The 26,791-nt window shown below is 49.3% G+C and carries 35 protein-coding genes; 20 read left to right on the forward strand and 15 right to left on the reverse strand.

The window, feature by feature from the left end; genetic code table 11:
* Positions 1 to 450: sugar nucleotide-binding protein (locus AAX04_RS06770; RefSeq protein WP_156519736.1), on the forward strand; the 450-nt coding region annotated here is incomplete at its 5' end.
* The gene (rfbC, locus tag AAX04_RS06775; RefSeq protein WP_066795950.1) at positions 431 to 994 is read left to right on the forward strand and encodes a dTDP-4-dehydrorhamnose 3,5-epimerase; all 564 of its coding nucleotides are present in this window, start codon (positions 431 to 433) and stop codon (positions 992 to 994) included. The genes AAX04_RS06770 and rfbC, both read left to right, overlap by 20 nt.
* A 372-nt stretch (positions 995 to 1,366) precedes the next feature.
* Here the strand turns inward: rfbC and AAX04_RS06780 are convergent, their stop codons facing one another.
* Positions 1,367 to 1,762 (reverse strand): PaREP1 family protein, encoded by a 396-nt coding sequence (locus tag AAX04_RS06780; protein WP_066795953.1) that lies wholly within the window; start codon positions 1,760 to 1,762, stop codon positions 1,367 to 1,369.
* Between the two features lie 31 nt (positions 1,763 to 1,793).
* Positions 1,794 to 2,402, reverse strand: coding sequence for a PaREP1 family protein (locus AAX04_RS06785; protein WP_202904427.1), 609 nt, complete (start codon positions 2,400 to 2,402; stop codon positions 1,794 to 1,796).
* Positions 2,403 to 2,611: 209 nt separating this feature from the next.
* Between AAX04_RS06785 and AAX04_RS06790 the strand changes: the two genes are divergently transcribed.
* From AAX04_RS06790 to AAX04_RS06815, 6 genes are all read left to right on the forward strand, one after another.
* Positions 2,612 to 3,112 (forward strand): PaREP1 family protein, encoded by a 501-nt coding sequence (locus tag AAX04_RS06790; protein WP_202904428.1) that lies wholly within the window; start codon positions 2,612 to 2,614, stop codon positions 3,110 to 3,112.
* A gap of 114 nt (positions 3,113 to 3,226) precedes the next feature.
* Positions 3,227 to 3,742, forward strand: a complete 516-nt coding sequence (locus AAX04_RS06795) for a PaREP1 family protein (RefSeq protein WP_066795956.1) — start codon at positions 3,227 to 3,229, stop codon at positions 3,740 to 3,742.
* Positions 3,743 to 3,887: 145 nt separating this feature from the next.
* Entirely contained in the window at positions 3,888 to 4,268 is a 381-nt protein-coding gene (locus AAX04_RS06800) for a clan AA aspartic protease (RefSeq protein ID WP_202904429.1), read from the forward strand.
* A 188-nt stretch (positions 4,269 to 4,456) separates the two neighbouring features.
* Positions 4,457 to 4,750, forward strand: a complete 294-nt coding sequence (locus tag AAX04_RS06805) for a PaREP1 family protein (RefSeq protein ID WP_066795958.1) — start codon at positions 4,457 to 4,459, stop codon at positions 4,748 to 4,750.
* 227 nt (positions 4,751 to 4,977) lie between these two features.
* Positions 4,978 to 5,373, forward strand: coding sequence for a hypothetical protein (locus tag AAX04_RS06810; RefSeq protein WP_084761248.1), 396 nt, complete (start codon positions 4,978 to 4,980; stop codon positions 5,371 to 5,373).
* Entirely contained in the window at positions 5,354 to 5,746 is a 393-nt protein-coding gene (locus tag AAX04_RS06815; protein ID WP_066795960.1) for a retroviral-like aspartic protease family protein, read from the forward strand. The genes AAX04_RS06810 and AAX04_RS06815 overlap by 20 nt, the downstream gene beginning before the upstream one ends.
* Before the next feature lie 27 nt (positions 5,747 to 5,773).
* Here the strand turns inward: AAX04_RS06815 and AAX04_RS06820 are convergent, their stop codons facing one another.
* From AAX04_RS06820 to AAX04_RS06840, 5 genes are all read right to left on the reverse strand, one after another.
* Positions 5,774 to 6,193 carry a PaREP1 family protein gene (locus AAX04_RS06820; RefSeq protein ID WP_066795963.1) on the reverse strand — a complete coding sequence of 140 codons (420 nt, stop codon included), beginning with the start codon at positions 6,191 to 6,193 and terminating at the stop codon, positions 5,774 to 5,776.
* A 235-nt stretch (positions 6,194 to 6,428) separates the two neighbouring features.
* Complete coding sequence (locus tag AAX04_RS06825; RefSeq protein WP_084761249.1) at positions 6,429 to 6,992, reverse strand: PIN domain-containing protein; 564 nt, start codon at positions 6,990 to 6,992, stop codon at positions 6,429 to 6,431.
* Positions 6,992 to 7,531, reverse strand: a complete 540-nt coding sequence (locus AAX04_RS11930) for a hypothetical protein (protein ID WP_156519737.1) — start codon at positions 7,529 to 7,531, stop codon at positions 6,992 to 6,994. The genes AAX04_RS06825 and AAX04_RS11930 overlap by 1 nt, the downstream gene beginning before the upstream one ends.
* Before the next feature lie 2 nt (positions 7,532 to 7,533).
* Positions 7,534 to 8,160, reverse strand: a complete 627-nt coding sequence (locus tag AAX04_RS06835) for a hypothetical protein (protein ID WP_156519738.1) — start codon at positions 8,158 to 8,160, stop codon at positions 7,534 to 7,536.
* 307 nt (positions 8,161 to 8,467) lie between these two features.
* Entirely contained in the window at positions 8,468 to 9,676 is a 1,209-nt protein-coding gene (locus AAX04_RS06840) for an ATP-binding protein (RefSeq protein ID WP_066795977.1), read from the reverse strand.
* A 110-nt stretch (positions 9,677 to 9,786) separates the two neighbouring features.
* Between AAX04_RS06840 and AAX04_RS06845 the strand changes: the two genes are divergently transcribed.
* The 3 genes from AAX04_RS06845 to AAX04_RS06855 all read left to right on the forward strand — a co-directional run bounded on the left by AAX04_RS06845 (position 9,787) and on the right by AAX04_RS06855 (position 11,858).
* Positions 9,787 to 10,503, forward strand: coding sequence for a hypothetical protein (locus AAX04_RS06845; RefSeq protein WP_238377827.1), 717 nt, complete (start codon positions 9,787 to 9,789; stop codon positions 10,501 to 10,503).
* 100 nt (positions 10,504 to 10,603) lie between these two features.
* Complete coding sequence (locus AAX04_RS06850; RefSeq protein WP_066795984.1) at positions 10,604 to 11,149, forward strand: PaREP1 family protein; 546 nt, start codon at positions 10,604 to 10,606, stop codon at positions 11,147 to 11,149.
* 151 nt (positions 11,150 to 11,300) lie between these two features.
* Positions 11,301 to 11,858, forward strand: a complete 558-nt coding sequence (locus tag AAX04_RS06855; RefSeq protein ID WP_066795988.1) for a hypothetical protein — start codon at positions 11,301 to 11,303, stop codon at positions 11,856 to 11,858.
* A 97-nt stretch (positions 11,859 to 11,955) separates the two neighbouring features.
* Here the strand turns inward: AAX04_RS06855 and AAX04_RS06860 are convergent, their stop codons facing one another.
* The gene (locus AAX04_RS06860) at positions 11,956 to 13,038 is read right to left on the reverse strand and encodes a tropomyosin (protein ID WP_066795991.1); all 1,083 of its coding nucleotides are present in this window, start codon (positions 13,036 to 13,038) and stop codon (positions 11,956 to 11,958) included.
* A gap of 640 nt (positions 13,039 to 13,678) precedes the next feature.
* On the opposite strand from AAX04_RS06860, the gene AAX04_RS06865 reads away from it, so the two are divergent.
* Positions 13,679 to 13,867 (forward strand): hypothetical protein, encoded by a 189-nt coding sequence (locus AAX04_RS06865; protein ID WP_066795994.1) that lies wholly within the window; start codon positions 13,679 to 13,681, stop codon positions 13,865 to 13,867.
* A 41-nt stretch (positions 13,868 to 13,908) separates the two neighbouring features.
* Here the strand turns inward: AAX04_RS06865 and AAX04_RS12470 are convergent, their stop codons facing one another.
* Together AAX04_RS12470 and AAX04_RS06870 are read right to left on the reverse strand one after the other, a co-directional pair.
* Complete coding sequence (locus AAX04_RS12470) at positions 13,909 to 14,037, reverse strand: hypothetical protein (RefSeq protein WP_255363528.1); 129 nt, start codon at positions 14,035 to 14,037, stop codon at positions 13,909 to 13,911.
* A 3-nt stretch (positions 14,038 to 14,040) separates the two neighbouring features.
* Positions 14,041 to 14,346, reverse strand: coding sequence for a hypothetical protein (locus AAX04_RS06870; RefSeq protein WP_066795996.1), 306 nt, complete (start codon positions 14,344 to 14,346; stop codon positions 14,041 to 14,043).
* Between the two features lie 124 nt (positions 14,347 to 14,470).
* Between AAX04_RS06870 and AAX04_RS06875 the strand changes: the two genes are divergently transcribed.
* Together AAX04_RS06875 and AAX04_RS06880 are read left to right on the forward strand one after the other, a co-directional pair.
* The gene (locus AAX04_RS06875) at positions 14,471 to 15,541 is read left to right on the forward strand and encodes an ATP-binding protein (RefSeq protein ID WP_066795998.1); all 1,071 of its coding nucleotides are present in this window, start codon (positions 14,471 to 14,473) and stop codon (positions 15,539 to 15,541) included.
* Positions 15,542 to 15,897: 356 nt separating this feature from the next.
* The gene (locus tag AAX04_RS06880) at positions 15,898 to 16,383 is read left to right on the forward strand and encodes a hypothetical protein (protein ID WP_066796000.1); all 486 of its coding nucleotides are present in this window, start codon (positions 15,898 to 15,900) and stop codon (positions 16,381 to 16,383) included.
* Between the two features lie 127 nt (positions 16,384 to 16,510).
* On the opposite strand, the gene ppcA is transcribed toward AAX04_RS06880, so the two are convergent.
* The 5 genes from ppcA to AAX04_RS06905 form a co-directional block, all read right to left on the reverse strand.
* Entirely contained in the window at positions 16,511 to 18,052 is a 1,542-nt protein-coding gene (gene ppcA / locus AAX04_RS06885) for a phosphoenolpyruvate carboxylase (protein ID WP_066796088.1), read from the reverse strand.
* 118 nt (positions 18,053 to 18,170) lie between these two features.
* Positions 18,171 to 19,529: a 2-isopropylmalate synthase gene (locus tag AAX04_RS06890; protein ID WP_238377830.1), complete on the reverse strand. Its 1,359-nt coding sequence runs from the start codon at positions 19,527 to 19,529 to the stop codon at positions 18,171 to 18,173.
* Between the two features lie 148 nt (positions 19,530 to 19,677).
* Positions 19,678 to 20,151 (reverse strand): archaellin/type IV pilin N-terminal domain-containing protein, encoded by a 474-nt coding sequence (locus tag AAX04_RS06895; RefSeq protein ID WP_066796006.1) that lies wholly within the window; start codon positions 20,149 to 20,151, stop codon positions 19,678 to 19,680.
* Positions 20,152 to 20,308: 157 nt separating this feature from the next.
* Positions 20,309 to 20,971: a hypothetical protein gene (locus AAX04_RS06900; protein WP_066796009.1), complete on the reverse strand. Its 663-nt coding sequence runs from the start codon at positions 20,969 to 20,971 to the stop codon at positions 20,309 to 20,311.
* Positions 20,972 to 20,999: 28 nt separating this feature from the next.
* Positions 21,000 to 21,632: a YraN family protein gene (locus AAX04_RS06905; protein ID WP_066796012.1), complete on the reverse strand. Its 633-nt coding sequence runs from the start codon at positions 21,630 to 21,632 to the stop codon at positions 21,000 to 21,002.
* A gap of 80 nt (positions 21,633 to 21,712) precedes the next feature.
* Between AAX04_RS06905 and AAX04_RS06910 the strand changes: the two genes are divergently transcribed.
* From AAX04_RS06910 to AAX04_RS06935, 6 genes are read left to right on the forward strand one after another with little or no spacing between them, the layout of a single operon-like run.
* Complete coding sequence (locus tag AAX04_RS06910) at positions 21,713 to 22,609, forward strand: DUF1616 domain-containing protein (RefSeq protein ID WP_084761250.1); 897 nt, start codon at positions 21,713 to 21,715, stop codon at positions 22,607 to 22,609.
* A gap of 1 nt (position 22,610) precedes the next feature.
* A complete protein-coding gene (locus AAX04_RS06915; protein WP_238377831.1) occupies positions 22,611 to 23,195 on the forward strand; it encodes a DUF1616 domain-containing protein in 585 nt (194 codons plus the stop codon).
* Positions 23,196 to 23,231: 36 nt separating this feature from the next.
* Positions 23,232 to 23,942 carry a hypothetical protein gene (locus AAX04_RS06920; RefSeq protein WP_066796020.1) on the forward strand — a complete coding sequence of 237 codons (711 nt, stop codon included), beginning with the start codon at positions 23,232 to 23,234 and terminating at the stop codon, positions 23,940 to 23,942.
* Positions 23,935 to 24,189, forward strand: coding sequence for a hypothetical protein (locus AAX04_RS06925; RefSeq protein ID WP_066796024.1), 255 nt, complete (start codon positions 23,935 to 23,937; stop codon positions 24,187 to 24,189). Before AAX04_RS06920 ends, AAX04_RS06925 begins: the two co-directional genes overlap by 8 nt.
* A complete protein-coding gene (locus AAX04_RS06930) occupies positions 24,186 to 25,970 on the forward strand; it encodes a DUF4129 domain-containing protein (RefSeq protein ID WP_066796027.1) in 1,785 nt (594 codons plus the stop codon). The genes AAX04_RS06925 and AAX04_RS06930 overlap by 4 nt, the downstream gene beginning before the upstream one ends.
* The gene (locus AAX04_RS06935; protein ID WP_066796030.1) at positions 25,967 to 26,788 is read left to right on the forward strand and encodes a DUF4350 domain-containing protein; all 822 of its coding nucleotides are present in this window, start codon (positions 25,967 to 25,969) and stop codon (positions 26,786 to 26,788) included. The genes AAX04_RS06930 and AAX04_RS06935 overlap by 4 nt, the downstream gene beginning before the upstream one ends.
* Positions 26,789 to 26,791 lie beyond the last annotated feature (3 nt).

Consider the following 26,791-nt stretch of genomic DNA (forward strand, 5'->3'; position numbering starts at 1 on the left):
GGGGCTGTGGTTAGGGTTGCGTGGATATACGGCCTTGGCCCTGGTAAGGTTAACTTCGGTAAGAGCGTAGTTGAGAAGCTTAGTAGGGGGGAGGAGGTTAAGGCTATTGTCGACCAGTGGGGTTCACCAACCCTAAACACACTGATAGGTGAGGTCATGGCCAGGTTGGTTGATAGGGAGTTTGAGGGTGTCTTGCATGCGGCTGGGCCTAGGTTGAGTAGATTCGAGTTCGCCATGGCCATAGCCAAGTTCTTCGGCTTCCAGACAAGCCTAGTCAAGCCGATTTCAGTAAGGGATTTGAACTACAGGGCCCAGAGGCCCAGGGACTCAAGCCTGGACAGCTCAATGGCTGTTAAAATGCTTGAGGTGCCCATTAACGACCTTAATTATGCATTATCTATTTTTAAAGGTGAGTGGGAGGGGTTGAGGCATGCCGGTGGTGTCGGTTAGGAGGCTTGAGATACCTGACGTAATGCTCTTCGAGTTTAGGGTCTTTGAGGATAATAGGGGCTTTTTCACCGAGCTTTGGAAGAGGGGGGAGTACCTAGCCCTCGGCCTACCCTACGACTTCGTGCAGGTTAATTTAAGCTACTCACACCCAAACGTAGTTAGGGGTCTCCACTACCAGCTTAAGCCCTCTGAGCAGGGTAAACTCGTCTACGTGGTTAAGGGTAGGGTGTTTGACGTGGCCGTCGACGTGAGGAGGGGTTCACCGTGGTTTGGTAGGTGGGTTGGGGTTGATTTGAGGCCCGGTCAGGCGCTTTGGGTACCACCTGGCTTTGCACATGGGTTCCAGGCCATTGAGGAATCCTGGTTCCTATACCTAGTGACCAAGGAGTATGATCAAGCCAGGGAGAGGTGCATAAACTGGAGCGACCCAGTAATAGGCGTTAAGTGGCCCAACCCAACTGGGGCAATACTAAGCAATAGGGATAAGGCATGCCCACCGTTAAGCCAGGCAGAGTACAACTTCGAGTACACAGTTTCTCAGTAGATGGTTCCCAGCCCTACGGATCTCGAAAACCCAGGGGTACGGTTAAGGGGTGTTGTGGTCAGGTTTTAAAGTTAACTAGGGATTTAGACATCAAATGAAAATAAACATCACAAATATTGAGAAGACAGAAACTACCCTAACCATACACAAAACCATACCATTAACGCTCTGAGATAAGGAAGACTCTGCACATTAAACACCAGGTAACCTCAGATAGATTAAGGTTATGGGTTGGATCCTTAACAATCTTCGTTAACTCACCCTCACCGTCACTAACCTCCTTAACTCCCAGGTTAGCACTCCAAAATGCTTTAAATTTAGATATAGATTAGTTAGAAATCTAATACATGAGTGGGACGTATCCGCAATCAATTATTCACCCTGGTGCTGCTTCAGTAACTTCTCAATTAAATCCACGTACTCCCTGGCCCTATCCATTAATGGCCTATGCTCCACCTCCTCATAGGTTAACCCATGGAAGCATCCTCCATGTAACCTATCCCTCACGTCAATGTAGTATGAAGCCCACCTAGAGGCCTCATCCTCATTAAGCCCAGCCTTAACAAGAGCCTCCTTAACAAACACCCTCCAGGAGACACCCTTTGGTGGAGTGGCCTCGCTTAGAAAGGCCATGGTTAATGCTATTGTTGCGTGCTTCACGGCAGCCCACGCCTCCTCAGCGGCATCATACGGGTCCCCACGCTCCAGTAGCTTACGTGCCTCCTCCAGGTAGTACCTGGCACTCTTCAAGTGCTCACCATAACCCACAGAAATCATCTAATTAATTCACCTTAAAACCCTACTGCTGTAGGAGTTTCCTCAACTTCCCAACAAACTCCTTAACATCCTCTATGGCGTACCTCACATCACCCGGCGGCATCCAGTTTTCGTAAAAATTCTGGTGAAGAACATTAGCAGTTCGCCACAGGCGCCTTAACTCAACATCATTCAACCTCCCAGCCACCTCATCAATAAACCTCCAAAGCTCCGCATAACCCCTAAGCTCCCTACCCTCCCCAGCCGCCAGTGCCTTAACAATCTGCACTGCGGCTCTCCAGGCCTTTTCTGAGGCTTGCACATAATTGCCCCTAGCCAGTAACTCCTCAGACTCATGGAGATACTTCTCACAAAGTCTAAGGTGAAACTCCACCCTATCCCCTGGATCTAGCAGTACATTGAGCGTCCTTGAAAGTGCATCGGTGATAAGCTCCTCGACGGAGACACCCATCTTATCAGCCTCAGTCTCCAACTTCTTGTACAGCTTTTCACCGAGCATTATTTCCACGACACCCTCCTCGCCTTTAGGGGTGGGGTTTTCAATGCAGGGGTCTTGATAGTTATCCCTTCTATGGTTAATGGCTTCCTTAACCGACATCACCCAGTCATTACTTGTTGAACCACTCACCACTCAGTGAATAGACGAGACGCCTCCTAATAAGCTCTCCACCATAAACCTCACACAGTAGGGGTAATCTTTGAGGTAATATCGTACTATTGCATCTACAAAGCATTGCTTGAGGGAATTACTGATTACGCCATAGACACAACGCCCCACTAAGGGCATCACGCAAACCGTCATGGAAAGGTTTAAATTTTCAATGAGGCTTATGGTCATAAGTGGTCTTGTTGGAGCTTGTGCTTATCCTGCCTAGGAGGATTGAGGAGAAGCTGAGGGAGGAGGCTGAGAGGACAGGCGCCAGTATTGAGGAGGTTGCCTTGGATGCACTATATAGAGGAATGAGTGAGGAGGTTGACCCAGCCGAGAAGACGGAACTATACGCAAGACTCTCCGAGAGATATCTTAAGGATGCTGAGGAGTTCCTGACTAAGGGGGATTACGCCCAGGCATCTGAGAAGCTTTGGGGAGCGGCCTCACTCATGGTTAAGGCCGTTGCAGCCAGTAGAGGCATCTCAATTTCATCCCACGGCGAGTTATTCAGCTACGTTAGGAGGCTAGGCGAGGAAACAGGTAACCCAGAGCTCAGGAGGCTCTTCTCCGTGGCTAGCACGTTGCATCAGAATTTCTACGAGAATTGGTTGAGTGGGGACGTGGTTAAGGAGTACGCGGAGGACGTGAAGCAGTTAATAGGTGAACTCAGGAAGCTAGTGCACCAATAGCCTGAAAACCCTTGGGTTTGCATGCCGTCTCATAATGATTGAGGCTTCTAGGAACACTTAGATAGGTTTTATGCATTGGAAGCTTTATAAAGGATGGAGTAGCTTTTCATAACCATGGATACCTTAGTTTCATTGGAGTTACTTCTACCTAGGAAGATTGTAGAGAGGCTGAGGGAGGAGGCTGAGAGAACCGGGGCCTCAGAGGAGGAACTACTGGTCAATGTCCTGTCGGAGAGGTTTGGCGAGAAACTCGACCCGGATACGGAGGTTGAAATGCATTTACGGTTATCGGAGAAGGAGTTGATGGAGGCAGAGGAGTTTTTGAGGAGGGGGGACCTTGTCCAAGCATCGGAGAAGGCCTGGGGTGCAGCGGCGCAGATCGTGAAGGCTGCGGCGGCAAGGGAAGGTAGGGAGCTTAGGAGCCATGGGGAACTTCACAGGGAAGTCGTCAAGATTGCTGCGGAGACTGGGGATGAGGAGGTGAGGATGCTTTGGCAGTCCGCCGGGATGCTCCACCAAAACTTTTACGAGAACTGGCTTCCACGGGAAATGGTCGAGGGGAATATTAAGGACGTAAAAAGATTCGTGGAGAAGCTAAGGAAAATACTGGAAAAGACAACCACACCCTAGCATCCTCAGCAATTTTCCTAAGGATCAGTTGCCTGTGGGCAAGATCCATGTGAAGCCTAGTAAAGTGATATCGCCACATTGCATTCATTTATGCTAAAGGTTAAGTAAAGAAAGTAGGAATTTCAAAGTTTTAAATTCTTAGGCAATGCGTACCTTGTGGGGTGAGTTAAGGGTGGGGTACGTCTGGGTTGAGGCAGTGATTAGGAACCCCAACACGGGTAAGCACGTATCCGTAAAGGCCCTTGTTGATACTGGAGCCACCCTTACGGTTATCCCACGCAGGGTCTTTGAGGAGCTTCAACTACCCCTAAGAGGTAGGAGGAGCGTGAGGACGGCTAAGGGTTACGTAGAGCTGGATGAGTGCTTCGGGGCCATTGAGGTTATGGGTAAGTCAACGGAGACGAGAATGCTGGTATCCGATGACCTGGAATTCACGTTAATAGGTGTTACAACCCTTGAGCTTTTGGGGCTTGAAGTCGACCCAGTTACAGGCAGGCTCAGGGAAAGCGCAACTTTACTACTCTAATAATTGAATCCTTAGCCATGCGTAAAACACCATTCATAAGCGTTGATGAATAAGTAAAGCCTTATATTTTAGATTAATGATTTATGCGGCATGGGGTGATGCTTAGATGAGTAAGGATGCTACATCGCACGTGGAATTGGCTGAGGGGTTCCTTGCTAAGGGCAGGGATTTGATATAATAAGGATCCCATACAGGCCAGTGAGAAGCTCTACAAGGCTGCCGAGGAATCCGTGAAGGCCATTACAATAGCCCTTAACTTACCCTATGTTGAGGAAACCAAGAAGATTGATAGATGGAGCACGGAGCTGCTGTTTAAAACCGTTAATGCCTTAGTTAAGAGTTTCGGTGAGGATATTCGCAACTGGTGGCACACAGCATGGGTCCTACACGTGGAGGGGTTTCATGAGGCAAGACTTGGAAGCGACCATGTAGCCTCCACCTACAAGCACATCGAAGCTCACATGATCTCCTCCCCACCTTGAAGGGTGGGCTTCACCATGGGGTCTTGGTTGTTACCCCGCCTACTACGGGGTTACTAAAATATCCTAATAGAGCTGGGGTCAACCTAGCGAAAAAGGTTACTCAGATGCAGAGTAACACTGGCGATGGCTGAGGAGGTGATGCTAGACATGTTAACAGGCAGCAATTGCCATGCTTAAGATAGTAAGATTTAAAGGAAGCAGAATATATTAACTAAGGTGAATTAAGAGTGGGCCACATTTGGGTTAGGGCTATGATTAGGAATTCGTTTACAGATAGAAGCATACCTGATAAGGCCCTTGTCAATACAGGAGCCATCGACACCGTAATCCCCAGGAGGATTGCCGAGGAGCTTCAACCACCCATAACTGGTAGAAGTACCGTGCCGACTACTAAGGGACCTGTGGAGCCTGATGAATACACCGGAGTTATTGGGATTACGAGCAGGAGAAGGGCTGCACCCATGCTGGTATCGAAGGACGTGGGCTTTCCGCTTATAGGCGTTGCAATACTTAAGCAGCTTAGCCTGGAAGTAAACCCAGCCACAGGTAGGCTCAGGGGAAGTGTAGCATTTCTGCATCTAAGGCGAATACGGGTGATGCGCCTTGGGGCACATTTACGTTGATGCATTTTTCCACAACCCCATCGACTACACGGAGTTCACCCAAGGAAGGCGTGAGTTAGAGGGTGTTAGGAGGGTTAACCTTAAGGCATTAGTAGACACCGGAGCGACCTTCCCCGCCCTGCCAGAGGATGTTGTTGAGGGGCTTGGTCTACCCATCCATGGTGAGGTTGAAGCCGAGACAGCCACTGGTAGGGAGAGGGTGAAGCTGGCATTGGCGGTTATCCAGGTGGAGGATAGGACAGCGGCGAGTTACGTCATAGTGAGGCCCAGGGGTACAACGCCCTTAATTGGTGTTGTGGCGTTAGAGCAGATGGGCTTCAGGGTAGATCCAGTGACGGGGAGGCTGGTTAAGGGGCTACCATTGATGCTTTAGGGGGTTTCAACTTTTACCTTCACCCACTTAACGGGTTGATGATTCACCGTGCCTTTGCTCCATTTTCCTCAAGATTTCGTCAATGAGGTTTATGTACTCCCTAGCCTCCTCCATGAGTGGCTTGTGCTCCTCTTCCTCATACATTAACCCGTAAAAGCAGTCCCCATGAAGCCTACTTCTAGCATCTATGAAGTATGCAGCCCACCTGGACGCCTCCCCCTCACTAAGGCCAGCCTTCATGAAAGCCTCCTTAATAAACGACCTCCATGAAACCCCCTTCGGAGGTGCTGCCTCCCCTAAAACCCTCATGGTTAAGGCTATTGTGGCATGCCTAACGGCGGCCCAAACCTTCTCAGCAGCATCAAAGGGATCCCCATGCTCAAGAAGCTTAAATGCTTCGTCAAGGTACTGCCTAGCCATATTCAAGTGGTCCGTGGTGTCATTCATTACCTACACCCTACACAGAAGATTAATGCATTGCGGCGTATTTTAAGATTTCTTAGTTTATTATTGGGGTTTAGTTATATTGGAATCCGGAATACAATGAATATTAATGATGCTATCAATACTGTTTAGAGCACATTAGACTCATGCAATTACAATGTTTAGAAACGTAAAACAAGTTCGCTTAACCCCAATAACGGTCAAGCCCCATTCTTTAGGGTAAGGAGGGGCATTACTTTTATTGCCGTATTTCTTCGGAGTCTTGGGGTGGTGCGGTTATAACCTCGATTCCCAATGCATTCTTTATGCTCTCCGCTTTACCTATAATGGCTTTATCTAATGTTGCAAAGTACTTAATGCGTTCAGGAACTTGCCTGGCGTAGATTATGTGTAGGAGGTCCAGTGATGGTAGCTGCAGTTCAGGGGCAAGTCTCAGCGCTTCAGCGAATTTGTGAAAGATCCTCACATTTGGTAGATTATTTATAATTAAATTTATCAAGCCCTCGGTATCGGAAATAAACACTGATGTTGTTAAACTCGAAAGGCTTGAAAGACAGTATTCAGCAATTACACGCACTCTCTGTTCCTTAGTCCTAATGAGTTCCCTAAGTTCTTCAGGAATATTGAGAATATCAGCATTCCTAGATACGTATGAGTAGAGCTCCACAAGGGTGAGAGGAGAGTGGTAGAGCTCCTTAACACCCAACTCCTGTAACTTTGTTATAAGGCTCTTGGCGTTTCGGTGGTTATTATCCCGCGGAAAGCAGTAAGCAATGATGACGTTTGTATCGAGATAAGCCATTACCCCCTACCCCGTTCCTCACGAAGCTCCCCCACAACGTCCAAGGCTCTTTTAGCTACTGGTTCAATCCCTGAGGTAATCATTATCTTAACCACATAGTTAATAAGCTCATCTTCCGAAACATTGTTTTCCCCAGTCCACCTAACACCTAAAACAATGCCATACCTCCTATATGGAAACTTCTCCACAAGCCTTAACCATAGTTCCAAGGCCTCCTTAGCGCTCAAATCAACAATAAGCCTCATCACAAGTCCATAATTAGGGTCACTGTAAATCATGGCATTGCGTACCACATCCCTCCCAACAATATTAGCCACAGTAGTACGTACTATAAGATATAGGCCTTCCCACGATCTTTGCGGAGATATTTCCTGAGACGCTGGCGAATAGAAAGTTAAGGAGGTGGTATTGGTTCCAAGAGATCTTAACATGGTGGGTTCTGAATACCCTTGTTCGATACCGCTAAGTAATGTGTCTAAGAATGTTATGTGGCTTGGCATGAGATACTCGTAGCCATAGGTTAGAACCTCAGCGCTCATGGCTACACCCTCTCAAGCAGTCTCTTAAGTATGTCGCCCGCATTTTCTATAAATTTTAATATTTTTTCCTTTTCATCCCTATACACCACCTCAATCCTATAGAGGTTTTCCCTTTCACCTGGCCTATATGAACTATATACAGGTGTTATCCTTACGTGAAACCATTTACTAGGTGATGTGGGATCGCCATTCTCAAGTGCAAAACTTGCTTCAACTATTCTAAGGTTAAACCCCAGTAGATCCGATACCTCAACGTTATTACTAAATTTAGGACTTAGGGATGCTGATGCCACCATTATTACTTCGTACGGAACCAGAGCCCTATCAACATCGATACTAAGATTTTTAAGAGCCTGCCACAGATCTTGGAGTGTTGAGGTAACTTCTCGAGCGTATAAACCCTCCACGCCAAGGCTCTTCCTACCGAAATCGTAATCCACCTTAACATTACCTTTCATTGCAATAATGTTTGGTGGCATAATAGGAGTTATAGAGGTACCACCAAGACCAAGTCTTGTAGGGGCAGTAACATACCCCATCTTAGATAAGTACGATAATAGCAGTACAACATCAGGATCAAGCATAAATGTAGTTACCACACGGATCTGTAGAATACTGACCTCAGCCATAATTCATCACACCCTTTGTTGCTTCTGTGTGGCGTCTCCCTTATTAATATTTCGTATTTTACCCAGTAGGTCGTAGAGAATTCTCTTATTTACGTTGCCTCGGAAAGCTATTCCCTTCCTAACCTCAGCTACTTCATCACCCATCTCTCGGAATAACCCAAGCATAACACGCCAAGGCCCTCTATGGATAACTTCTTACCTTCACTAACCTTTCTTAAGGCAATCTCTAAAGCCTTATCAACAACTAAAGCAACAACTGTAAGGAGATTAAGGAATTGTGAAGATAGAGAGGTGGCGTGAGTTAGGATTAGTTCCTACTCTTATTAATTACCTTAATCACGTCATCGGAGTCCACGTTGACGCTACCCCTCTCAATCATGGCTCTTAAAGCCCAGTAATAGGCAGGGATTTGATAGGCAAACCGACCACCAACCCACGGCTCCCTGGGCAACTCAGATAGGTACCTGCAGCCTGGCATCCCCAGGTAAATCATTATGTTCTCCTCAAGGAGGTTAAAGTAACCCTCAACAGCGTCCGGCTGACCCACAAACTCACCAAGGCCATAGGCATCGGCCGCACTCTTACCCTTCCTAATTAACCTGGCTAAAACCTCGCTAATGCTCTTAATTTCCCTCACCCTCCCATACCCCTCAAGCGCCGCCGTAACCCTCATAATTACCCCCTGAAGCCATGCCTTTACATCCCAGTTATAGTTGCCTGCGAGGATTCCAAGCTCCCTCATGTTTCCACCCATCAGGTTCCACAGTAGCTCAGTATCCACATTACCCACGTTCATTATCCCCGCAGCCTCATTAACAACATCCTCAAATGCGCCCCTAGGCAGGTTCCAAAGCAGGTACACACGCCCCTTACTACCCAGTCTCCCAGCAGCTGCCACAGCGGCCTGGTCACTTACCGTGAAAACTGCATTCACCGGTGCATCATGCTCCGTTATCACATCCGCCGTTGCGTTTGCTATCGCCTCAAGTACATCATAACCCCCATACCTCCTCAGGAACTTATCCACATCATCATAGACAACTACCACATTATCCCTACCCCTAAGCTCCGCTCGGCTTCTAATCGCCCTACTGAGCAGTATGATGGGCTTTACGAGTGCACCAGCAAGGCCAAAGGGGCTTAGATTTAGGCTAACGCCGTTTGCCGCGTCCTCAAGGGCATTGATAACCTCACGCACACTACCCTCATTAACACCGGGAATGCTTACGTGCGCCTCCTCAATCATAACCTCCGCGAAGGAGTAACGCACGAAGAGCGTATCCTCAAAACCACCCACCTCCCTAATCCCCTCACCCATTAACCTCATGAGCGTCGACTTACCTGCACCACGTGGCCCATAAAGCGTCACAACCCCACGAAGCCTCCTCACATCAGCATAAAACCTCTCAACCTCACCCTCCCTATCCCTAAAGTGAACCATAACTGACTTAACCCCCTCAAGGGGCACCAACCTCCCATGCATCACATCAATAAGCCTCCCAATTACTTCACCCATTATACCAGTAAGTAATTAAAACGCAAGCAGGATTTAAAACTACCGCTAAGCCCATAGGCACGGCAACAATGTAGCGTTAGGTTTTTAATTATTTTAATGTTGTTTTGTTTGTGGATGTTGAGGTTTTTAAGAGGGTTTTGAGGGAGGTTGCTAGTAGTGACCCAGCTTTCATTAGGGATGTTTTTATCGATGCGTTGAGGGGTGATGGTAAGGCTGTTGAGGCTATTGTCGACTTAATAACGAAAAACCCTGAGGCCAGGTTAAGGCTAGCCGAGGCAATAGCCAGCGCAATAACCGTGCCTTTAAACGTAGTGACAAGGCAAGACCTAGAGGAGGCAGTGAAGAGATTAAGGGAGGAAATGGTAACTAAGGAGGAGTTTAGGAAGGAAATTGAAGACCTCAGAAGGGAGATTGAGGATATTAGGAATCGTATGGCCACTAAGGAGCAGTTTGAAAGATTAACACTGGATATTGAGGAGTCAGCCCGCGACTGGGTTTCATACCTACTTGGGCAAAGGGGCTACAGGTGCGTAGCCGAGCATCTATGGGTTGACAACTCCTACGAGCTCGACATATACTGCAACGCCGGTTCAATAACAGTAGCCGGTGAAGCCAAGGTTAGGGCCGGCGCAGGCATAGTGGAGGACGTACTCCACAGAGCCCAGGAGCTACAGCACAGGCGGCCTGACAAGGTATCGGGTAGGTTAGTGCCAGTCCTCTACACGATGTTAGCAGACCCATCAGCAAGGCAAAGGGCCAGGGAATTAAAGGTGTGGCTCATTGAAAACAACAGGGAATTAGTGGCACTGGAGGAGGTCCTGCAATAGGCACCACCTCAAGGATCATCATTAACACTGGCTTGAGACATGGTTCAATACCCATGTGGGCTTAGGCAAATCCTTTTAAGCCTACAAAGCCACTTAAGGCGTGGAGTTTATTGAGAGGCCGCTACCTAAACCAACTGATGAGTCCTACGTGGAGGCTAGGCTTCTTGAGGCCTTGGTTGAGTCGAGGCTAGCCCTAGAGTTCCTCAGTAAGGGTCTCGTTAGGAATGCCGCTGGCAAGGCGTTTCAAGCATGGAGAGCCCTAATGGCTGCATTACTCAGGCTTGAACTAGATAAATTAAGGGCAATGGTTAAGGCGGATGAGGAGAGGAGGTGGCTTGAATCCACTGCAGTGCCGAGGGTGCCGACAACTAGAATAATGCAGCTATCGCTAATGCTAAGCGACATTGGATATACTGGCATATCAGCGTGGACTGATAGGGCCTTGAACCTACACGACTACCAGTACAATGGCCCAGACCCAGACCTGGCGCTCTCAAAATTCAGGAGTAGGGAGGAGGCCGCAAGGGCTACGATGGAGCTCATAGCCGAGATAGTGAAGCAGGTGGAGTCGTTAAGGGGGAGAACCAAGTGGAGTGAGCAATTGGAGAAGGAGCTTGAGGAATTGAAGGGGAGCATGAAAACTTAAGCCAATACCCAAAGCACTACTGAACATTAACGTTACCAACCATTGGTAACGCAACTTATAAAGCCTTCTACTCATCAACCTTTAGTCATTACCTAACGCTATGTGCATGCGGCTGGTAAGCTTTTAAGGGGTGTTGCTGTTTCGTTGTTTAATGAGGAGGTGGGAAGGGGTTATATACCTCGTTTTAGCGCTCATTGGCGGCGAGTATATTGCGCTGAGGGGCTTGTTGACCGTGCCCAAGTCCCTTACCAGTTGGGCCCTAACCAACGTATTCTCCACATCAAATGCCCCAGTGCCTCAGCAGGTGTTTCAATACGCCCTCCACGCAGTTCAACCACTGTGTAGGCCCGGTTACGTGGGTTGTGAATGGGATACCTACGTGGCGGCCCACGCAATGGCGTCGGCGGTATGGGGGATTATCATAACCATGGTTATGCTGGCTATGACCTACATAGCAGCCATACTACTCACGGCATCCTACAGGAGGAGGCTTGGTGTGGGTAGGTTAAGCTTCATAGCGCTCGATGTCCTGGCGCCACTAGCCCTCCTACTGGTGGGTTACTTAACCTGCCTATACGCACTTCAGCCAGGTAACTTCATCCTAACCCTAACCATTGAGACGTGGCGTGGGAACGCGAGCGGCATCATGGGCATCCCGATGCTCCTAGGCGTAATAGCAATTGCCATAGTAATAGCAACCTTAACGTAACCGTCAAGAATCTGCGCAGCAGAGGCTTAGGGTCATTTACAAAATTATCATTAGGTAAAGCTTCAGCACTTCAATTAACGGTTAAGCAACTGGCCCGTTAAATATTCGGTTTCGTTTTCTCCTCTAAATCCTCCATCAGCCACACACCCTGCCTCCCAGCCTCCTCAACAGTGCCCGGTAGTGCCCTTAGGCAGTACAGGACTATTATCACCTTGCCCTTAAACCTCTCCGGCCACTTCCCCATAACCCTCCTAACCTTATTAACCAGCCTCTGCACAGTCCTCGGGCTAGCCCTAGACTTAACCTCACCAATAACCGTAACATCACCATCACCACCGTATATATCGAACTCATATTTAGAGTCAAAGAATATGCCACTAGTCTTAACAACAATACCCCTTTGCTTAAGCAGATACTGAACCATGTAATTAGCCTCATCCTCGAGACTAATGGTGATGTTATCAAGAGTCCTCTCAATCCTACTAAGTCTCCTCTCCACGTTAACCATCTTCCTCTCTATCCTCGTTAACCTCTCCTCATGTGATCTAACCGCTTTCGTTAATTCCTCGACTGCCCTCTCTAGCCTAGTCAGCCTATCCTCCACCTTCGTTAATCTTTCCTCCACCTTCGCTAGTCTTTCTTCGTGCGACCTAACTGCTTTCGTCAGCTCCTCTACTGCGTTTTCTAGTCTGGTTAGTCTATCTTCTACTTTGGTTAATCTGTCTTCGTGTGATCTAACTGCTTTTGTTAGTTCTTCGACTGCGTTCTCGAGCCTAGTCAACCTGTCCTCTACCTTTGTTAGTCTTTCCTCATGTGCCTTGACCGCCTTCGTCAATTCCTCAACTGCACTCTCCAGTTTCGTTAGTCTCTCATCATGTGCCTTAACAGCCCTTGTCAATTCCTCGATGGCTGCCTCAATCCTCGATAATCTATCCTCCACCTTCGTTAGCCTCTCCTCATGAGCCCTAACTGCCTTTGTTAACTCCTCTACTGCAGTCTCAAGCCTAGCCAACCTCTCATCATGTGACTTAATAACCCTCGTTAACTCATTAACAGCCTCAACAAGCCTATCAACAGAAGACTTAACATCACTATAACCAAGCAAACCCATAACAGCCAACCTAAACTCCTCATCCTCACGAAGCAACCTCAACAACAAACCCCTCAAATCAACAGACATTCAACTGATTATCGTGAACTCGGTTATTAACTTTATGGTCCCTCATAACTAAGTGAGATCGGTCTTATCGCTACATTAATTATATCTACTAAAGCATTAGTATCTCAGTTTCCCTTAACTCCTCAGTCATCGGATCCACGGTTAAGCCCAGTGATTCAAGGGTTATGACGCCTATTAAAACCTCATTCAACTCATTGGAGGCAAGCACTGGAGATGCCGTCTCTCTGGAGACGGTGGAGACTTTTGTGGACTTTTGTGCCTTGCGCCAGTGTTCACTAATGCCTTGGTTTCAATCTCTTTACCAGTGATGGGGTTTACTAATCTTACATTAACCCATACATGCTCCATTGAGGCTTCACCACCAATATTCCTCAGTTAGGATTATTAAAAAATTATATTATTGTTGTAAAAAGCAATTCTTTTGCACCTAATTCATGCCTGTTACTAGGTTTCCCCTACCAATAATAATATATACTTATCCTCGCTCAAGTCATTAACTATTATTTAAAGCATTAGTAGCCATAAAAATGAAGTCAAGTGGCACACCCATTAATGCATTCGCAATAAATCAGCCCTGTAAAACAAATGCTCTGATCTCCATAAGTAGTCTTTATTAAACTAGTCCTATAGGACTAGTCCAGTGAGACTATATATTAAGAGGAGGGAGGAGGATGCGGTAAGGGCCATAGGAAACTGGACCCTTATATACGGTAGGAGGAAGACCGGCAAGACTACCTTGGTTAAACGTAACCTGCGTATGGACCTCTACATCTTAATAGCTGATCCAGGTAATGCAATAACGCTTGACGACAGGTTGATGAGGCGATGAGGGCTGTGAGGAGGATGAGTAAGGTAGCCGAGAGGGTGGGTCTAGTTAGCCTTCAGGAGAGACCAGGGGATTTCACCCCTAGAGACCCTCTTGGCTATATCCAGTAGCTCCCTGGAGCCTAGGCTTAGGTCACCGTATCCACCCAGGACAATGCACCTTAGTGAATGCATGCTTTACTGCTGGCTAAGCAACCTCAGTAATTCACTGTAACTCCTCAGGAACTCACGGCCATGTTCACTAAGCCTATTAAACCTACAAACCCTCCCACCACGCCCATTACAATAATCATCATACCTCTCAACAAGTCCCAAACCCCAAGCCAGGGAAAGCAACCCCTCACCATAACCCCAGGAACGGAGTTGACTAAGCAACTCCCTAGTGTAAGGGCCACGCCCATGCAACCTAGTAAACTCCTCAATAACAGTCAACAACCTAACTAGGGCATGCAGGCTGGTGGGCGGGGGCTTCCAGTCATTCATACTGTTACCAATTTTTGGACACGCAATTTAAAAACCTTTCCCAATTCATGGGTGCCATTCAATTCCACTGATCCATGCGGTGGGTTTATTAACTGGTGGGTCTGCAGTTACTGCTGGGTCTGCAGTGCTCTTCGACCTACACCCCAAGGAAACCAGGAGCGAGTTGTTTGGTAGGGATTCTGAACTAGACTTCATTAGGAGGCAGGTTACAGCCGGTAACTGGGTTGTCATCAGTGGGCAGCGTGGTATAGGTAAGACCAGTCTCATTAAGGTTGCCCTAAGGGAGCTGGAGGGTGACGGCTTCAAGGTTGTTTACGTAAACCTTAGGGGTGTTAACTCGCTTAAAGGCCTATTGTCAATGCTAGTCAATGAGTTGAGTAGGTCCAGGGTTAACCTAAGCCTAAGGATGTCACTAAACTTCATGATAGGCTCCCTTGGCTTAACCGTGAGGGGTGGGCGTAGGGTTGCCAGTAGCCTACTGGAGCTCCTGCTCTCAATAGGCGATAGGACCATTATTGGGCTTGACGAGGTTCAGGAATTATCAAGGGTCAGCGGCCAATTCCTCAAGATACTTGGCAACGTTTTCTCAAGCAACCCAAGGGTAACCTTCATGTTCACCGGCTCCTACATAGGGTTAACCAAAGTCCTACTTAACCCCGGGCCAGATTCACCACTCTACGGTAGGCCACCCGTTGAGGTTAAGCTGAGGCCATTCAATAGTGATGAGTCCAGGGAGTTCCTCAGGAGGGGTTTTGAGGAGGTGGGCATGTCCTTCAGCAGGTACGATGAGGTCATAGATAAGGTAGATGGTGTCGTCGGCTGGCTCACGTTATTCGGCAACTACCACGCGATTAGGGGGTTAAGCTTTGAGGACGCCCTAAGGGCAACCGTTGAGGAGGGGGGTAGGATAATGGTTAACGAGCTTAAGCACTTCCTGGAGGATAAGGCGAATAAGGCGCTTTACGTAGCCATAATCCAAGCCCTAAGGGTAGCCAACAGGTGGGGTGACTTAAAGGCGGCCGTATCTGCAATGCTAGGTGAGGAGGTGGGTGATAGGGAGTTCACAAATGCCCTTAATGCACTGGTGAACTACAACTTCGTTGAGAAGAGGGGTAAAGGTGAATACACAGTAACCGACCCACTCCTCAGGCAAATTAACCTGACACCACTACTGAGGAGAGTTCGGTTTCAATGATTAAACGTAGTTACCCACGGGCAAGTTAACCCACCGTAGTACGAATCACAATTAGCATCCATCAGTTAAGCAGACAGGTGGAAGGGAACCATGGCGCATCCATCTACTGAGCCCAGGAACCACTGGCGATGCAAATGATCCAGTGGGGAAACTCAACATAGTCAGCGTCCTTTAACGATACCTTCCGTTACCTGCATTTACATACTGAAAACACGTATAAAAGAGGCGACTAAATGATTAGATCAATATTCATTTAAGCGTTAAGAATCCACTCAGTGAACCTTAAAGGGAATTTAACCCACACTTAAGCTAACAAGTACCTAAATCTTTATTAGTTTGTGTTTCTTTGTTTTGTTGTGTCTGGTTTTGATGTTGCTGCTTCTGCTATTGGTGGTGCCTTGGAGGCTGTCTTGAGGAAGGTTGGTGAGGGTAAGAAGCTAACCACGGAGGATTTGGTTGTGTTGATGCTTGGTTTGTTTCAGGAGATTAGGAAGGATGTAACCGAGACGAATAAGAGGATCGACGCCCTCTACGAATTAATGGGTAAGAATTACGAGGCATTAAGTAGGAAGATTGATGAGACTAATAAGAGAATTGATGAGATTAACAATAGGATTAATGCAATAAACGACACGTTAAGCAGGAGGATAGAGGAAACAAGCAAGAGGATTGATGAGGTTAATAAGAGGATTGATGAGTTGGGTAAGGGTATGAGCGAGATGAGGGAAAGCATAAACAGGAGGATCGACGAGACCAATAAAAGAATCGACACACTATACGACCTACTAGGAAAAATATACGAAACACTAATAAAACAAGAAACAACCACCCACAGCAAATGAATACTACACATTTCTTAGGCACCATTTTACCGATAGATAACTGCAGCCACGCAACCCCAGACCACCAGTCTCATTACCGGCTCATGGTACTATTTAAAATACTGAGGGATAGGATGATGCGGCTGAATTAGCCTATTGCTCTCCTTGCCTTAGCCATCTCCACTAGGTATCCCTTGGCCTCGTTTATATAGCCGTTGCTTAGGCTCTCTAGGAATAGCCTAACCAGTAGTGAATGCTTCCTGTGCTCAAAACCCTGCAGTGGCGTTTTAACCCCAAGTTGATCCAGGGCCTTAATGTCCTCAAGGACCATTGAGGTAACCTCCCTGCTGACCCTAAGCTCATTAACCTTTATGTTAGGCAGCTGCTCAATGCACTCAACGCAAACGTACTGGGCCGCCTCACCCAGGTCACGCCATAGGTTAACGTAGTGGTTTTCCAGGACCCTCCACTGCTCCTCGTTAAGCTTAAGCAGTGTTGATAGGCCAAGCAACTCGGGTGGTATGCCCATTGAGTAAAGCGCCCCAACGAAGGTTATGGCCCTTGGTAGGGTAACCCCCCTAAACCCCCTCCCATACCCGAAGAGCCCCACGTGAAGCCTCCTAGTTCTCCTTGGGGGTAGGAGCTGAGCCATGTAGTTAATAGCCCTAGCCAAACCCTCAACCTCGGCCTGATACCTCTCAATGTACTGCCTAATCAAGGCTAGGGCAGCTTCCTCCTCACCCTTACTCATTATGACTGGCTCGGTGGGTTTGGCGTTGTTGACGGAGTCTATGGCTGCCTTAACGCTGTCAACACCGTAATCATACCTAAAGGCCGATTGAACAGTGAAAGTGTATACGCCGCGGTACTCGTTGAGCGTCCTATCCACAGTGCGTGGGTTGAAGTTACCCCTGAAGGGTGTTGGGCCAACACCTATTATTGGGTAAACCTCAACGCCAAGCCTACCGCCAGCCTCATGGGCCCTTGAGAGCGCTATCTTAGCCAGTAGCACCGCTGGCACCAGGCCGTAGTTCATGGCTGGGTCTGACCTGGCTATGAAGACCCTCATGTAGCTTGGCCTAGCCACCTTAACGTAACCCTCAATTATGCTGTCCACCCTGAGTAGGGACTCCATGTCCTCCACCAGTGGTATGACCTCAATGCTCTTGGGTTCAACCTCACCTATCAGGTCAGCCACCTTAACCCCATTGTAAAGCTCCACACTGCACTTCCCAGCCACAACCTTCTCATAGTACTTTAGGGTGAGGATCAGGTCCATGTGGCTTGAGGTTAATGGGAAAATAACCTCGAAGATAGCCCTAACCGGCCTACCGTAAAACACCCTAGCCAAGTCATAGGCCATTGGTATTGTTTCAAGGGCCTCAGCGTAAACCTTCCTATCCGAAACCTCCACGTTGGGGTTAGGTAACCTGTAGGTTAGGAAAATGTCCTCACCGAGGACATTGTTTATGAAGAAGCCCCCGTAACTCTCCAGGAGCTTCCTAACGACGTATATGTCAACGTCCTTACCCTCAAAGTCCCACATAGTCTCCTGGCAACCGTAGACGCTGTAGTTAACGTAGGCCTCGTAAACCTCATCATCACCCTTAATGAAGTCGCCACTAACCCACTGGGGCATTGAGGCATAGTCCGGGTGCTGGGTGCACATGGTCCTCGGTATCTTACGCACCACCACACCCCTAAACCACGGCCTATTAAGCGCTGTGGTTAAGGTATATAGGCAATTGGTGAAGAGGAATACGCCGCTAAGCCCCACGGGGGAGGTTTTAACTAAGGTGTTACCGAGTTTACTTAGAGTCATCCCCGTTTAAACTACCTAGGATCCTTAGGAACTCCTCCTCGCTAATGGGCTCCCTAAGGACACCCTCATCGTAAAGCCTAACCAACTCCCTGTAAACCCTCTCAACCTCCCCATCACCCTTACCCACGTTTAACCCAACCCTCCTTAAGGCGTGGGCCACCCCAGCCTTACCTGCATATGGGCCTATGAGAACCACCTGCCTCATACCCACTATGGACGGGTCCATGGATAGGTACGTCTCGGGGTCCTTCAACTGGGCATCAATGTGGATGCCGGCCGCCGTGGCGTAGGCGTTGCCACCCACTATGGGCTGGTGCCTAGGCACATTGTAACCAATCCTCCTGAAGTACTCAACCACCTTAGCAATAACCCTAGGCTCCATTCCATCAAAGGAGCCCCTGAGCCTACCGTACCAAACCACCAAAGCCTCAATGGGGACATTACCAGCCCTCTCCCCAATACCCAGCAGCGTCCCATTGTTAACCCCAGCCCCGTAAACCCAGGCAGCCACGGCGTTAGCAACCGCCATATGGTAATCCCCATGCCCATGAAACTCCACCGCATTACTAGGCAACTTGAGAGCATGCCTCATGAGCCAGACCAGCTTCGGTATACTGTACGGCAGGGCCGCCGTGGGGTAGGGTACACCAACACCAGTGGTGTCCGGGAGCTTTATGACCATTGGCACGCCGTACCTCTCACTAAGCCTAACTAGCCTATCAACCAGCGGCAGCACAAAGCCCACGACGTCCGCCCTAGTCACGTCCTCGAGGCTACACCTAAGGGCCACGCCACTCCTTAAAGCCTCCTCAGCGGCCTCAAGGTACTTCTCAGCCGCCCTATGCCTAGTGGTGTTGAACTTAGCCTTAATGTGTATGTCCGACACGGACATGAGCATTACCATTTCATCAAGCCCATTATCCCTAACAAGCCTAACATCCTCAACCCTAGCCCTACCCCAACCAATAACCTTAGGGTACTTAAACCCAAGTCCACGAACAGCCCTAACAATCCTCCTATCCCTCTCAGTGTAGAGGAAGAACTCACTCCTAACCACCCTACCACTACCATTATCAAGCTCAGAGAGCAGCCTAAACAATGATTCAACATCCTCAACGCCATATGCATAAAACGCCTGCTGCCCATCCCTAAACGTCGTGTCTGTTATGTAAAGTTCACTGGGCGTATCAGGCTCAACATTGATGCCGTCGAAGAGAAGCCTTGGGGGCATGGGCCAGTTACCAGGCCTAAACTCAACCTCACTGAATTCTAAACCCTCCCCCCTAAGCACCTTTAACAATCCATCCCGGGAGTCCCTAACCCACCCTTCAATAACAATCCCCAAACACCCAACACCCTAGACTATATAAGCATTACGTCCACACAACTAAACCAACACATAACCTACCTAACCAATAGTTAAGACAAAGGGAAGTAAGGAAAAATCCTTCGATTTTTAATTTTAGGTGTTTTAACCAATTTTTAACCAGAGCTTAACTTAACGCTTGCGCTGTTACGGTGAACGGTATGCTGGTACCGGTGGATAGGTATATGGTGCCTGAGTACTGGACACCAGCAGTGTATGAAGTACTACTACCACATATATATACTAGGTATTCAAAAGTACCGCCTGGAATCGCAACCTGACTTGGACTATTAGCTGTATATGAAGTGAGGGTACTAACTGGGCTGCTGGGTGATTCACCGCTGAAATTGCAGGATGTGCCGCCGAGTGTTACACTGACTATGTTCTGGGTTGTGCCAGTGGGGTTACTGACATAAAGCACTAAGTAAGCATTAGTGCCAGATAAGTATAGGTCTTCGCTTATTGCATTCAGCGTCCCAGCGTGGGCACTACTCCTAAACATGCCAAAAACCCATATCGCCACTGCCACGGCTAGTGCTATGGCTACGGCTATGAGTATTATCGTAGCCACTACGTTGGATATACCCCTCCTCTGGGCCACGTTGGGTCAGTTAATTTTAACCGCTATATTTTTAAGTATTACCCTAAGCTTTATTCATGCTATACATAAAGCATTATTTTTAATTACACTAATAATACAATAATGTATATAGCTGTGCTTAAATTAGCCTTATCTCAAGGTTGATATTACTCTAGTGTTACTGGTTGATGGGTATTATGTAGGCCAGTTTACCATTCCTATAAACCAGTATTGCCCTACCACCCAGCTTAACGCCGCTGATTTCGCCGGGGCCCTTAACCTTACTCCTATTGACAAGCAGCTGCGCTAGCTCGCTTAGTTCGCCTAGGTTTGAAACCACCTTGACGGGTGACTCCTCGCTCTCCCTCCCAAGCTTAACCCTAATGACCTGCCCATTCTTCATTAGGCCTATGGCTGCGCTGGCCAGTGTTGACAATGCCGCCGCAACCTCCTCAATGGGCCCCCTATCCATGTAGATTGGGGCAATCCTGCCCTCAAACACGGTAACCTCCACCACACCGCCATTACTACCACTAATCTTCCTAATTTCAGCCTCACCGGTCAATAGCCCACCGACCTCGGCCACGGCCTGCCTTTGACTGCCCCCTATTAGTTCCCTCACCAGTGAAGCTGTTAATCCGGCCACGTAGCCAATGTCCATTATGAGTACGTAAACCCCGACAGCCGCCAATGCACCCAGGGCGTAGGCCAGCCCAAGGCCGAGTAGGGCTATGGCTATCAGGAGCAGCGCCGATATTAGTGGCGGTGGCCTCCTGAGGCCTATTAACACTGCTAGGGCTGCACCAGCCGCCACTGAGATTAACTCACCCGATGTTAGCATTTACATTAACTATTGCGGCTACTGGTAATTAAGCGTTAGCCCCGTGTAGACCTTTAATCAGCATATAGAGTTTCACTATTGCCCTAAGCGTCCTCAGTGAGGATGCCTTAAGCCCAAGCTCACCCCTAAGCCCACTAATCCACCTACCGCACTCATCCCCACTCAAACCAAGCCTACCGCACACGCACCCCCAGTCATTGCATTGGGCTACGGCCTCCAGGGCGTCGTCAGCATTCCTCATGCTCATTAGGGCTACTAGGGCGTTGGCTAGTTCATCAATCAGGTCGTATATGGCTGACTCCACCGCAGCCCTCAACTCATCCGGCTTAAGAACAACAGCCTCCTCAAGTTCAATAACCCTAACCCCAAGCTCCTCCGCAAGGGCCCTACTTGAGTCATTACTGAACCCCCTAGCCAACACAAGAGGCCTTGCGTTGATCAACTTGGCGTTGGTGTACGCCTGCCTAACCCCACTCACGTCAACCTTACCGGCCTTAACCTCAACGGAGTACCTATTGCCGCACTCATCCTCGGCTATTAAGTCAACCTCACCAACCTCAACCCCATTACTCATAACCTTAACCCTCCTGTCAATTACCCTAAACCCAAGCCTACTAAGCAACTCAGCGGCGTAATCCTCAAACCTAACCCCACTACCCACTACCAGTCAACACGCCTAGGTTGAAATACCTTAGCCAATAATCGGAATAACGCATTTTAACACACCCACCAGTGCCCCATGTGGCCAGGTTAATAGGTTTAGCAATGCTGGTGCTTGCGGCATTAAGCCTAGTCACAGTGGCCGTTGAGGCACAGCAACCCCCAAGGAGCCTACTACTGGCCTACGGCAACGTATCGGCCATAGGGGCTGAGGGCGGGAACGTAACTGGGCTGGTGGCCACACTCAACGAGGCTATAAACCTAACCGAGACCGGCCAATACGACAATGCGGTGGGGTTGGCGTTAAGTGTACTTAACCAGGCCCCAGCCTTGGCTAGGCAGGTTGAGCAGAGGAGGCTCATTGAGGCTGTGGCCTACGGGGCCTTGGGCGCCTTAGCGGTGGGTGCCTTAACCCTCCTCTACCTGAGGCGCCGTGAATTGGTGGGTTCGCTTTGGCTTAGGTTCAGGGGTGGGGATAGGGTAACCCTAGGTGGTGGTAAGGCGAGGGGCTTCTTGACTGATAGTGAGGTCCTTGCCGTTTTAACAGGGCTTGTCATAGTCTTCGCAGTGTTCCTAGCCGCCCACAGCCTCACCGGGGTTGAGGCGACTCAGTTCTCAGCCATAGGCCTACTGGGGCCTGGGGGCAGGATTGGGGGTTACCCAACCTCGGTGGCCGTAAACCAAACCATTAACCTATACGTACTGGTCTACAACCACATGAACAGGCCCATTTGGTTCGTGGTCTACATATACGTAACCAACAACACAACCCCACCACCACTGCCGGGCAGCCCACTGCTAACCTACCAAAGAGTCCTCCTGAGCAATGAGACCTGGGTAGCGCCTTTAAGCCTCAGGCTTAATGAGACTGGTGACTTTAGGCTTGTTGGTGAACTGTGGATGTACAACCCACTTAACCTAACCCTAACCTACACAGGCGAGTATGTTCAACTCTGGGTGAACGCGACGGGTGGTTGATGTGGATAAAGACTTACACAGCCTGATCAGGGCTGCTGCGTCGAGGGGTAGGTGCACGACGGTTAATCAACTGGTGGAGGTGGTCTCAAGGGAGACCGGTTTACCCAGGAGTTGGGTTGCCTATGAGGTTTACCTAATGTGGAAGAGGGGTGAGTTGAACATTGAGCATGAACCACTTGAAAACGCCGTCATGTTCCTGGCCAGTGTTGATGGGGTTTGGTACTGGGTCACCCTAGCCATAACCCTAGCCTCACTGACCGTTGTAATGCTGGTTAAGGGTGGCCCCCTAATGCCTATCAGGTACCTACTGGGTGCAGTAAGCGTCCTCTTCATGCCGGGTTACTCAATAGTGGAGGCCCTATACCCAAGGGGCGATGAGTTGGCCCCCCTTGAGAGGCTAGCCCTATCAATAGGCCTAAGCCTAGCCGTAGTGCCGCTGGTTGGCTTAATACTCAACTACACTCCGTGGGGGATTAGGCTAATCCCAATTGTCGTCAGCAACACAGCCCTAACCATTGCACTGCTCACCGTGGCGGCATTGAGGAAGGCGAGGTACGCCTCAACACCTAGGGATTGCTTCACTTGAATTAAGTTTATTAAGTCTATCAAGCCACCTCAACCAATGCCCAATACCCGCAGCGACGCTGGCCCATCGCTAATGGCGCTTGGCTCAGCCCTAGCCGTGGTGGGTTACCTTGAACCCGGATTAACGCCGCTAATGGTGCTTGGGGTGGCCGTCTTCGTCATAGGCATACTGGTGCAGTGGGATGAGGGGGCCATGGAGCACACCATCGTGAACCTAGCCTCCGCAGCCTGGGAGAACGTCTCAGCCCTTGTGGAGGCCTCCGGTGTTGTCAACAACGGCATCTACCTACCCTCAAGCGCCGTGGGGGGTGAGCCAATGGTCCTTGTCCCGTCAACGCCGATTGCAGGCCTAGGCGGTATTAAGATTATTGGTAAGCCCCTAGCCACCTACGGGCAGGGGGCAACGGGGCTACTCCTAGCCTCCCCAGGATCCAGGGCTGTGGCGGCGTGTAGGGAGGTTATTTCAAGCGACCTCGAGACCTCCCTGAGGAACTGCCTAGTTAGGGAGCTTTCACTGGCTAGGGGGGTGGCTGTGACTGAGGGTGAGGTTATTGGTGTTAGGGTTGAGGGGGCTAGGTTAATTGACCTATACGGAAACTCAGCCATAAGGGCCGTGTTAGGTTCAGTGGTGGCTTCCATAGTAGCCTCAATAACCGCCGAGGTTCTTAATAGGCCAATTGCCATTCAGGATGAGGCTAGGGATAGGGGTGCATTGTTGGTTAGGTTAAGGGTGTTGGGTAATGCTTAAGGACGCCTTAATCACCCAGCTAACCCTAACCGGAGTGTTGACCTCCTTCCTCTACTACCTGGGAGTTCGTTCACTGGACATTTACCTATCCCTATACACCATAATATACCTAGCCAGCATGCTCCTAGCCGAGCCAATACCGAGGAAGGTTAGGTTTATACACAATGTAATTTCCATAACCCTAGTGGCAGTCTTCACATACTTCGCCGCCCTGAGGATAATGGCGATATTAGGTGTCTCGTTATGAGACTTGGTTTAGTCTACTCAACCCTAGCATTAATCATCCTCGTAGCTGCCCTAATCGCCATTAAGCCCATGCTTAAGACACCCACGGAGGCTAACCTAGTCAACCCAACCACAGCCCAGCAGGTCATAAGCATTAACGATATTAAGGAAACCCTCATGCTAATCAACTCAACACTAGGCAACTTAACTAAGGCTAAGCTGGCCTCCATCATAGGCTTCATAAACGCCAGTAGGACAGCCTACTCCAACGGCCAGGCACCACCACTAAATACTAATGAATTAAGCACCCTAATCAACCTAGCTTCCTCAAGTCACTTAGCCATCCCATATAATGTGCCATTAATCAACACGTCGATGATAGGTGAGTTAATATTGAACAACACCGGAGTGCAGGGCCTATTAGGCCACAGTGCAGGCCTACTGCTAGCGGCCCAGTACATGACCACTGCCCTAGGTAACTCAACCCTAAGCCAATTAATCAGTAAACTAGCGTCAAGCAGCAGCGCCATGAACACCACGTTAACCATAAACCTAACCAGTGGCTCAGCCACCGTAGGCTCAACCATCACGGCCTACGGTAGGTTAACACTACCCAACGGCACGGGGCTGGGGGGTCAGTTAATCCTGGTAACCGTTAACGGTAGAGTAATCGCCTCAGCCGTGACCAACTCCACTGGCTTCTACACCGTAAACATAACGCTACCCTACATTTACGTCAACGAAACCTCGGTTAAGGCACTCTTCATACCGGTCAACAAGGGGCTGGCTGGCTCAACCGCCGAGGCCACGGTTAGGCTGCTCTTCAATGAGACCAGGCTGGTGATTCACGTTAACGGCACAGTTGTTAAGTGGGGTGACTACCTATTGATTTGGGGTAACGTGACTGGGGGTGATAGGGCAGTTACCGTTATGGTTGGTGGGTTAAGCCTCAATGCAACCTCCATAAACGGCCGCTTCAACTTAACCATACCAACCTCAGTTCTAAGGCCAAGCAACATAACCCTACTCATCTATGTTAAGCCGAACTTAACCTACTCCCCAGCTGAACGCGCCCTGAACATCACGGTGGTTGGGGTTAGGCCGAGCATTAGGCTAAGCGGCACAGTTCTCCTAGCCGGCCTCACAGGTGCCATACGCATAAGCATTGAGCCACCGGTTAAGGGAAACCTAACCCTACTGGTTAACCTAGGCCCACTGAGAAGGGCTGTGGTGGTTAATTCACCCACAGTGACCATACCCATTAGGCTACCCTTAACCCTAGGCATGGGGTTCACCACACTCAACGTAACCATAACCCCAAACCCACCCATTGAAGGAGTGGCCGCAACCGTGAGGGTGCTTGTGGTTAACCTAGCCCAACTAGCCATACTAGCCGCCCTAGCCCCAGCAGCATTAGTCGCCGTTAGGCTAACAAGGGGGGTTAGGCATAGAGCCCCAGTAACCCAAACCCCAGTGGCCGTTACAGTTGAGGCCGTTGCCAAGTCCCTTAGGCAACCCATCCCCTCAGCAAGGTTAGGTGACCCAAGGGTTAAGGCAATATTAGACTCCCTCACCAAGGCAATAATGGCTGTGGGCGCGGCCACCGGGATAGCCTTTGGCGGCGGGTTAACGCTTAGGGAGTACCTAGCCCTAGTGAGTGGTAGGCTTACCGATGGTGAGGTTGTTAAGGGGCTCAATGGGCTCATTGCCCTAGCCGAGGAGGCCCTTTACTCACCGAGGTTACCCACCGATAGTGATGTTGAGGCCGCATCAAGCTACCTGGCCATGGTGATTAGGCGGTGAGGACGCTGGCGGTGGCCATTACCCTATCCATCCTCCTAGCCCTAGCAGTGGTCTACCTATACCCCTACACAGCCCCCTACAGTCCAAGCAACCCAAACTGGGACGGCTACTCAAAGGCAGCCTCAATCTGCCTAAGGCCAGTTTACACGCCCTGGGAGTTGAACGGCAGTAGGGTAGTCTTCGTAATACCCCTCGTCAACCTACCTAAGGCGTATGTCAATGGGCTTAGGGGCGTGTTGGCAAGGGGTGGTGTGGTTGTGGTGCTCTCTAACTCACCCACAGCCAATCACCTACTAAGGGAACTGGGTGTTGATGTATCAATCACGGGCCTGGTGATCAAGGACCCACTCTTCAACTCCCTAAACGAGTACTTCCCAATAGCCGCAGTGAGTAACTATAGTCCATTGAACATAACGGCATCCTTCATAACACTGGACAACGCCACGGTGATTAACCCGGGGAATGCCGCTGTAGTCGCCTTAACCGGCTTAAGCAGCATAGCAGGTGGTGAGGCAGGTCCATTCCCGGTAATGGTTACTGCTAGGGTTGGTAAGGGTTACGTGGTCATTATTTCAAGCCCAGGGGTATTCATGAACTCACTACTGGGTTACGGGGGCAACATGATGCTGCTCAGGGAGTTGTGCAATGGCTCAGCCGCGTATTTAATCCCATCACTGGGTGGTGGGGTTCAGTTAACCCTCAGGATGTATGTAGCATACCTACGCCACTACGCATCACAGTACCCAGCCAACTACGCCCTCTCGGCGGCACCCATGGTCCTACTATCCTTAATGCTATTTTTAAAAAGGCGGAGGTAAGGG

It is taken from the genome of Caldivirga sp. MU80, assembly GCF_001663375.1.
Lineage (GTDB): Archaea > Thermoproteota > Thermoprotei > Thermoproteales > Thermocladiaceae > Caldivirga.

What these genes read in the sequence shown, in the direction of transcription:
- rfbC (WP_066795950.1), top strand. Translation starts at nt 431, where the DNA reads ATGCCGGTGGTGTCGGTTAGGAGGCTTGAGATACCTGACGTAATGCTC.
- AAX04_RS06795 (WP_066795956.1), top strand. Translation starts at nt 3,227, where the DNA reads ATGGATACCTTAGTTTCATTGGAGTTACTTCTACCTAGGAAGATTGTA.
- AAX04_RS06800 (WP_202904429.1), top strand. Translation starts at nt 3,888, where the DNA reads ATGCGTACCTTGTGGGGTGAGTTAAGGGTGGGGTACGTCTGGGTTGAG.
- AAX04_RS06820 (WP_066795963.1), bottom strand. Translation starts at nt 6,193, where the DNA reads ATGAATGACACCACGGACCACTTGAATATGGCTAGGCAGTACCTTGAC.
- AAX04_RS06825 (WP_084761249.1), bottom strand. Translation starts at nt 6,992, where the DNA reads ATGGCTTATCTCGATACAAACGTCATCATTGCTTACTGCTTTCCGCGG.
- AAX04_RS11930 (WP_156519737.1), bottom strand. Translation starts at nt 7,531, where the DNA reads ATGAGCGCTGAGGTTCTAACCTATGGCTACGAGTATCTCATGCCAAGC.
- AAX04_RS06835 (WP_156519738.1), bottom strand. Translation starts at nt 8,160, where the DNA reads ATGGCTGAGGTCAGTATTCTACAGATCCGTGTGGTAACTACATTTATG.
- AAX04_RS06840 (WP_066795977.1), bottom strand. Translation starts at nt 9,676, where the DNA reads ATGGGTGAAGTAATTGGGAGGCTTATTGATGTGATGCATGGGAGGTTG.
- AAX04_RS06855 (WP_066795988.1), top strand. Translation starts at nt 11,301, where the DNA reads ATGAGGAGGTGGGAAGGGGTTATATACCTCGTTTTAGCGCTCATTGGC.
- AAX04_RS06860 (WP_066795991.1), bottom strand. Translation starts at nt 13,038, where the DNA reads ATGTCTGTTGATTTGAGGGGTTTGTTGTTGAGGTTGCTTCGTGAGGAT.
- AAX04_RS12470 (WP_255363528.1), bottom strand. Translation starts at nt 14,037, where the DNA reads ATGCATTCACTAAGGTGCATTGTCCTGGGTGGATACGGTGACCTAAGC.
- AAX04_RS06870 (WP_066795996.1), bottom strand. Translation starts at nt 14,346, where the DNA reads ATGAATGACTGGAAGCCCCCGCCCACCAGCCTGCATGCCCTAGTTAGG.
- AAX04_RS06900 (WP_066796009.1), bottom strand. Translation starts at nt 20,971, where the DNA reads ATGCTAACATCGGGTGAGTTAATCTCAGTGGCGGCTGGTGCAGCCCTA.
- AAX04_RS06920 (WP_066796020.1), top strand. Translation starts at nt 23,232, where the DNA reads ATGCCCAATACCCGCAGCGACGCTGGCCCATCGCTAATGGCGCTTGGC.
- AAX04_RS06925 (WP_066796024.1), top strand. Translation starts at nt 23,935, where the DNA reads ATGCTTAAGGACGCCTTAATCACCCAGCTAACCCTAACCGGAGTGTTG.
- AAX04_RS06930 (WP_066796027.1), top strand. Translation starts at nt 24,186, where the DNA reads ATGAGACTTGGTTTAGTCTACTCAACCCTAGCATTAATCATCCTCGTA.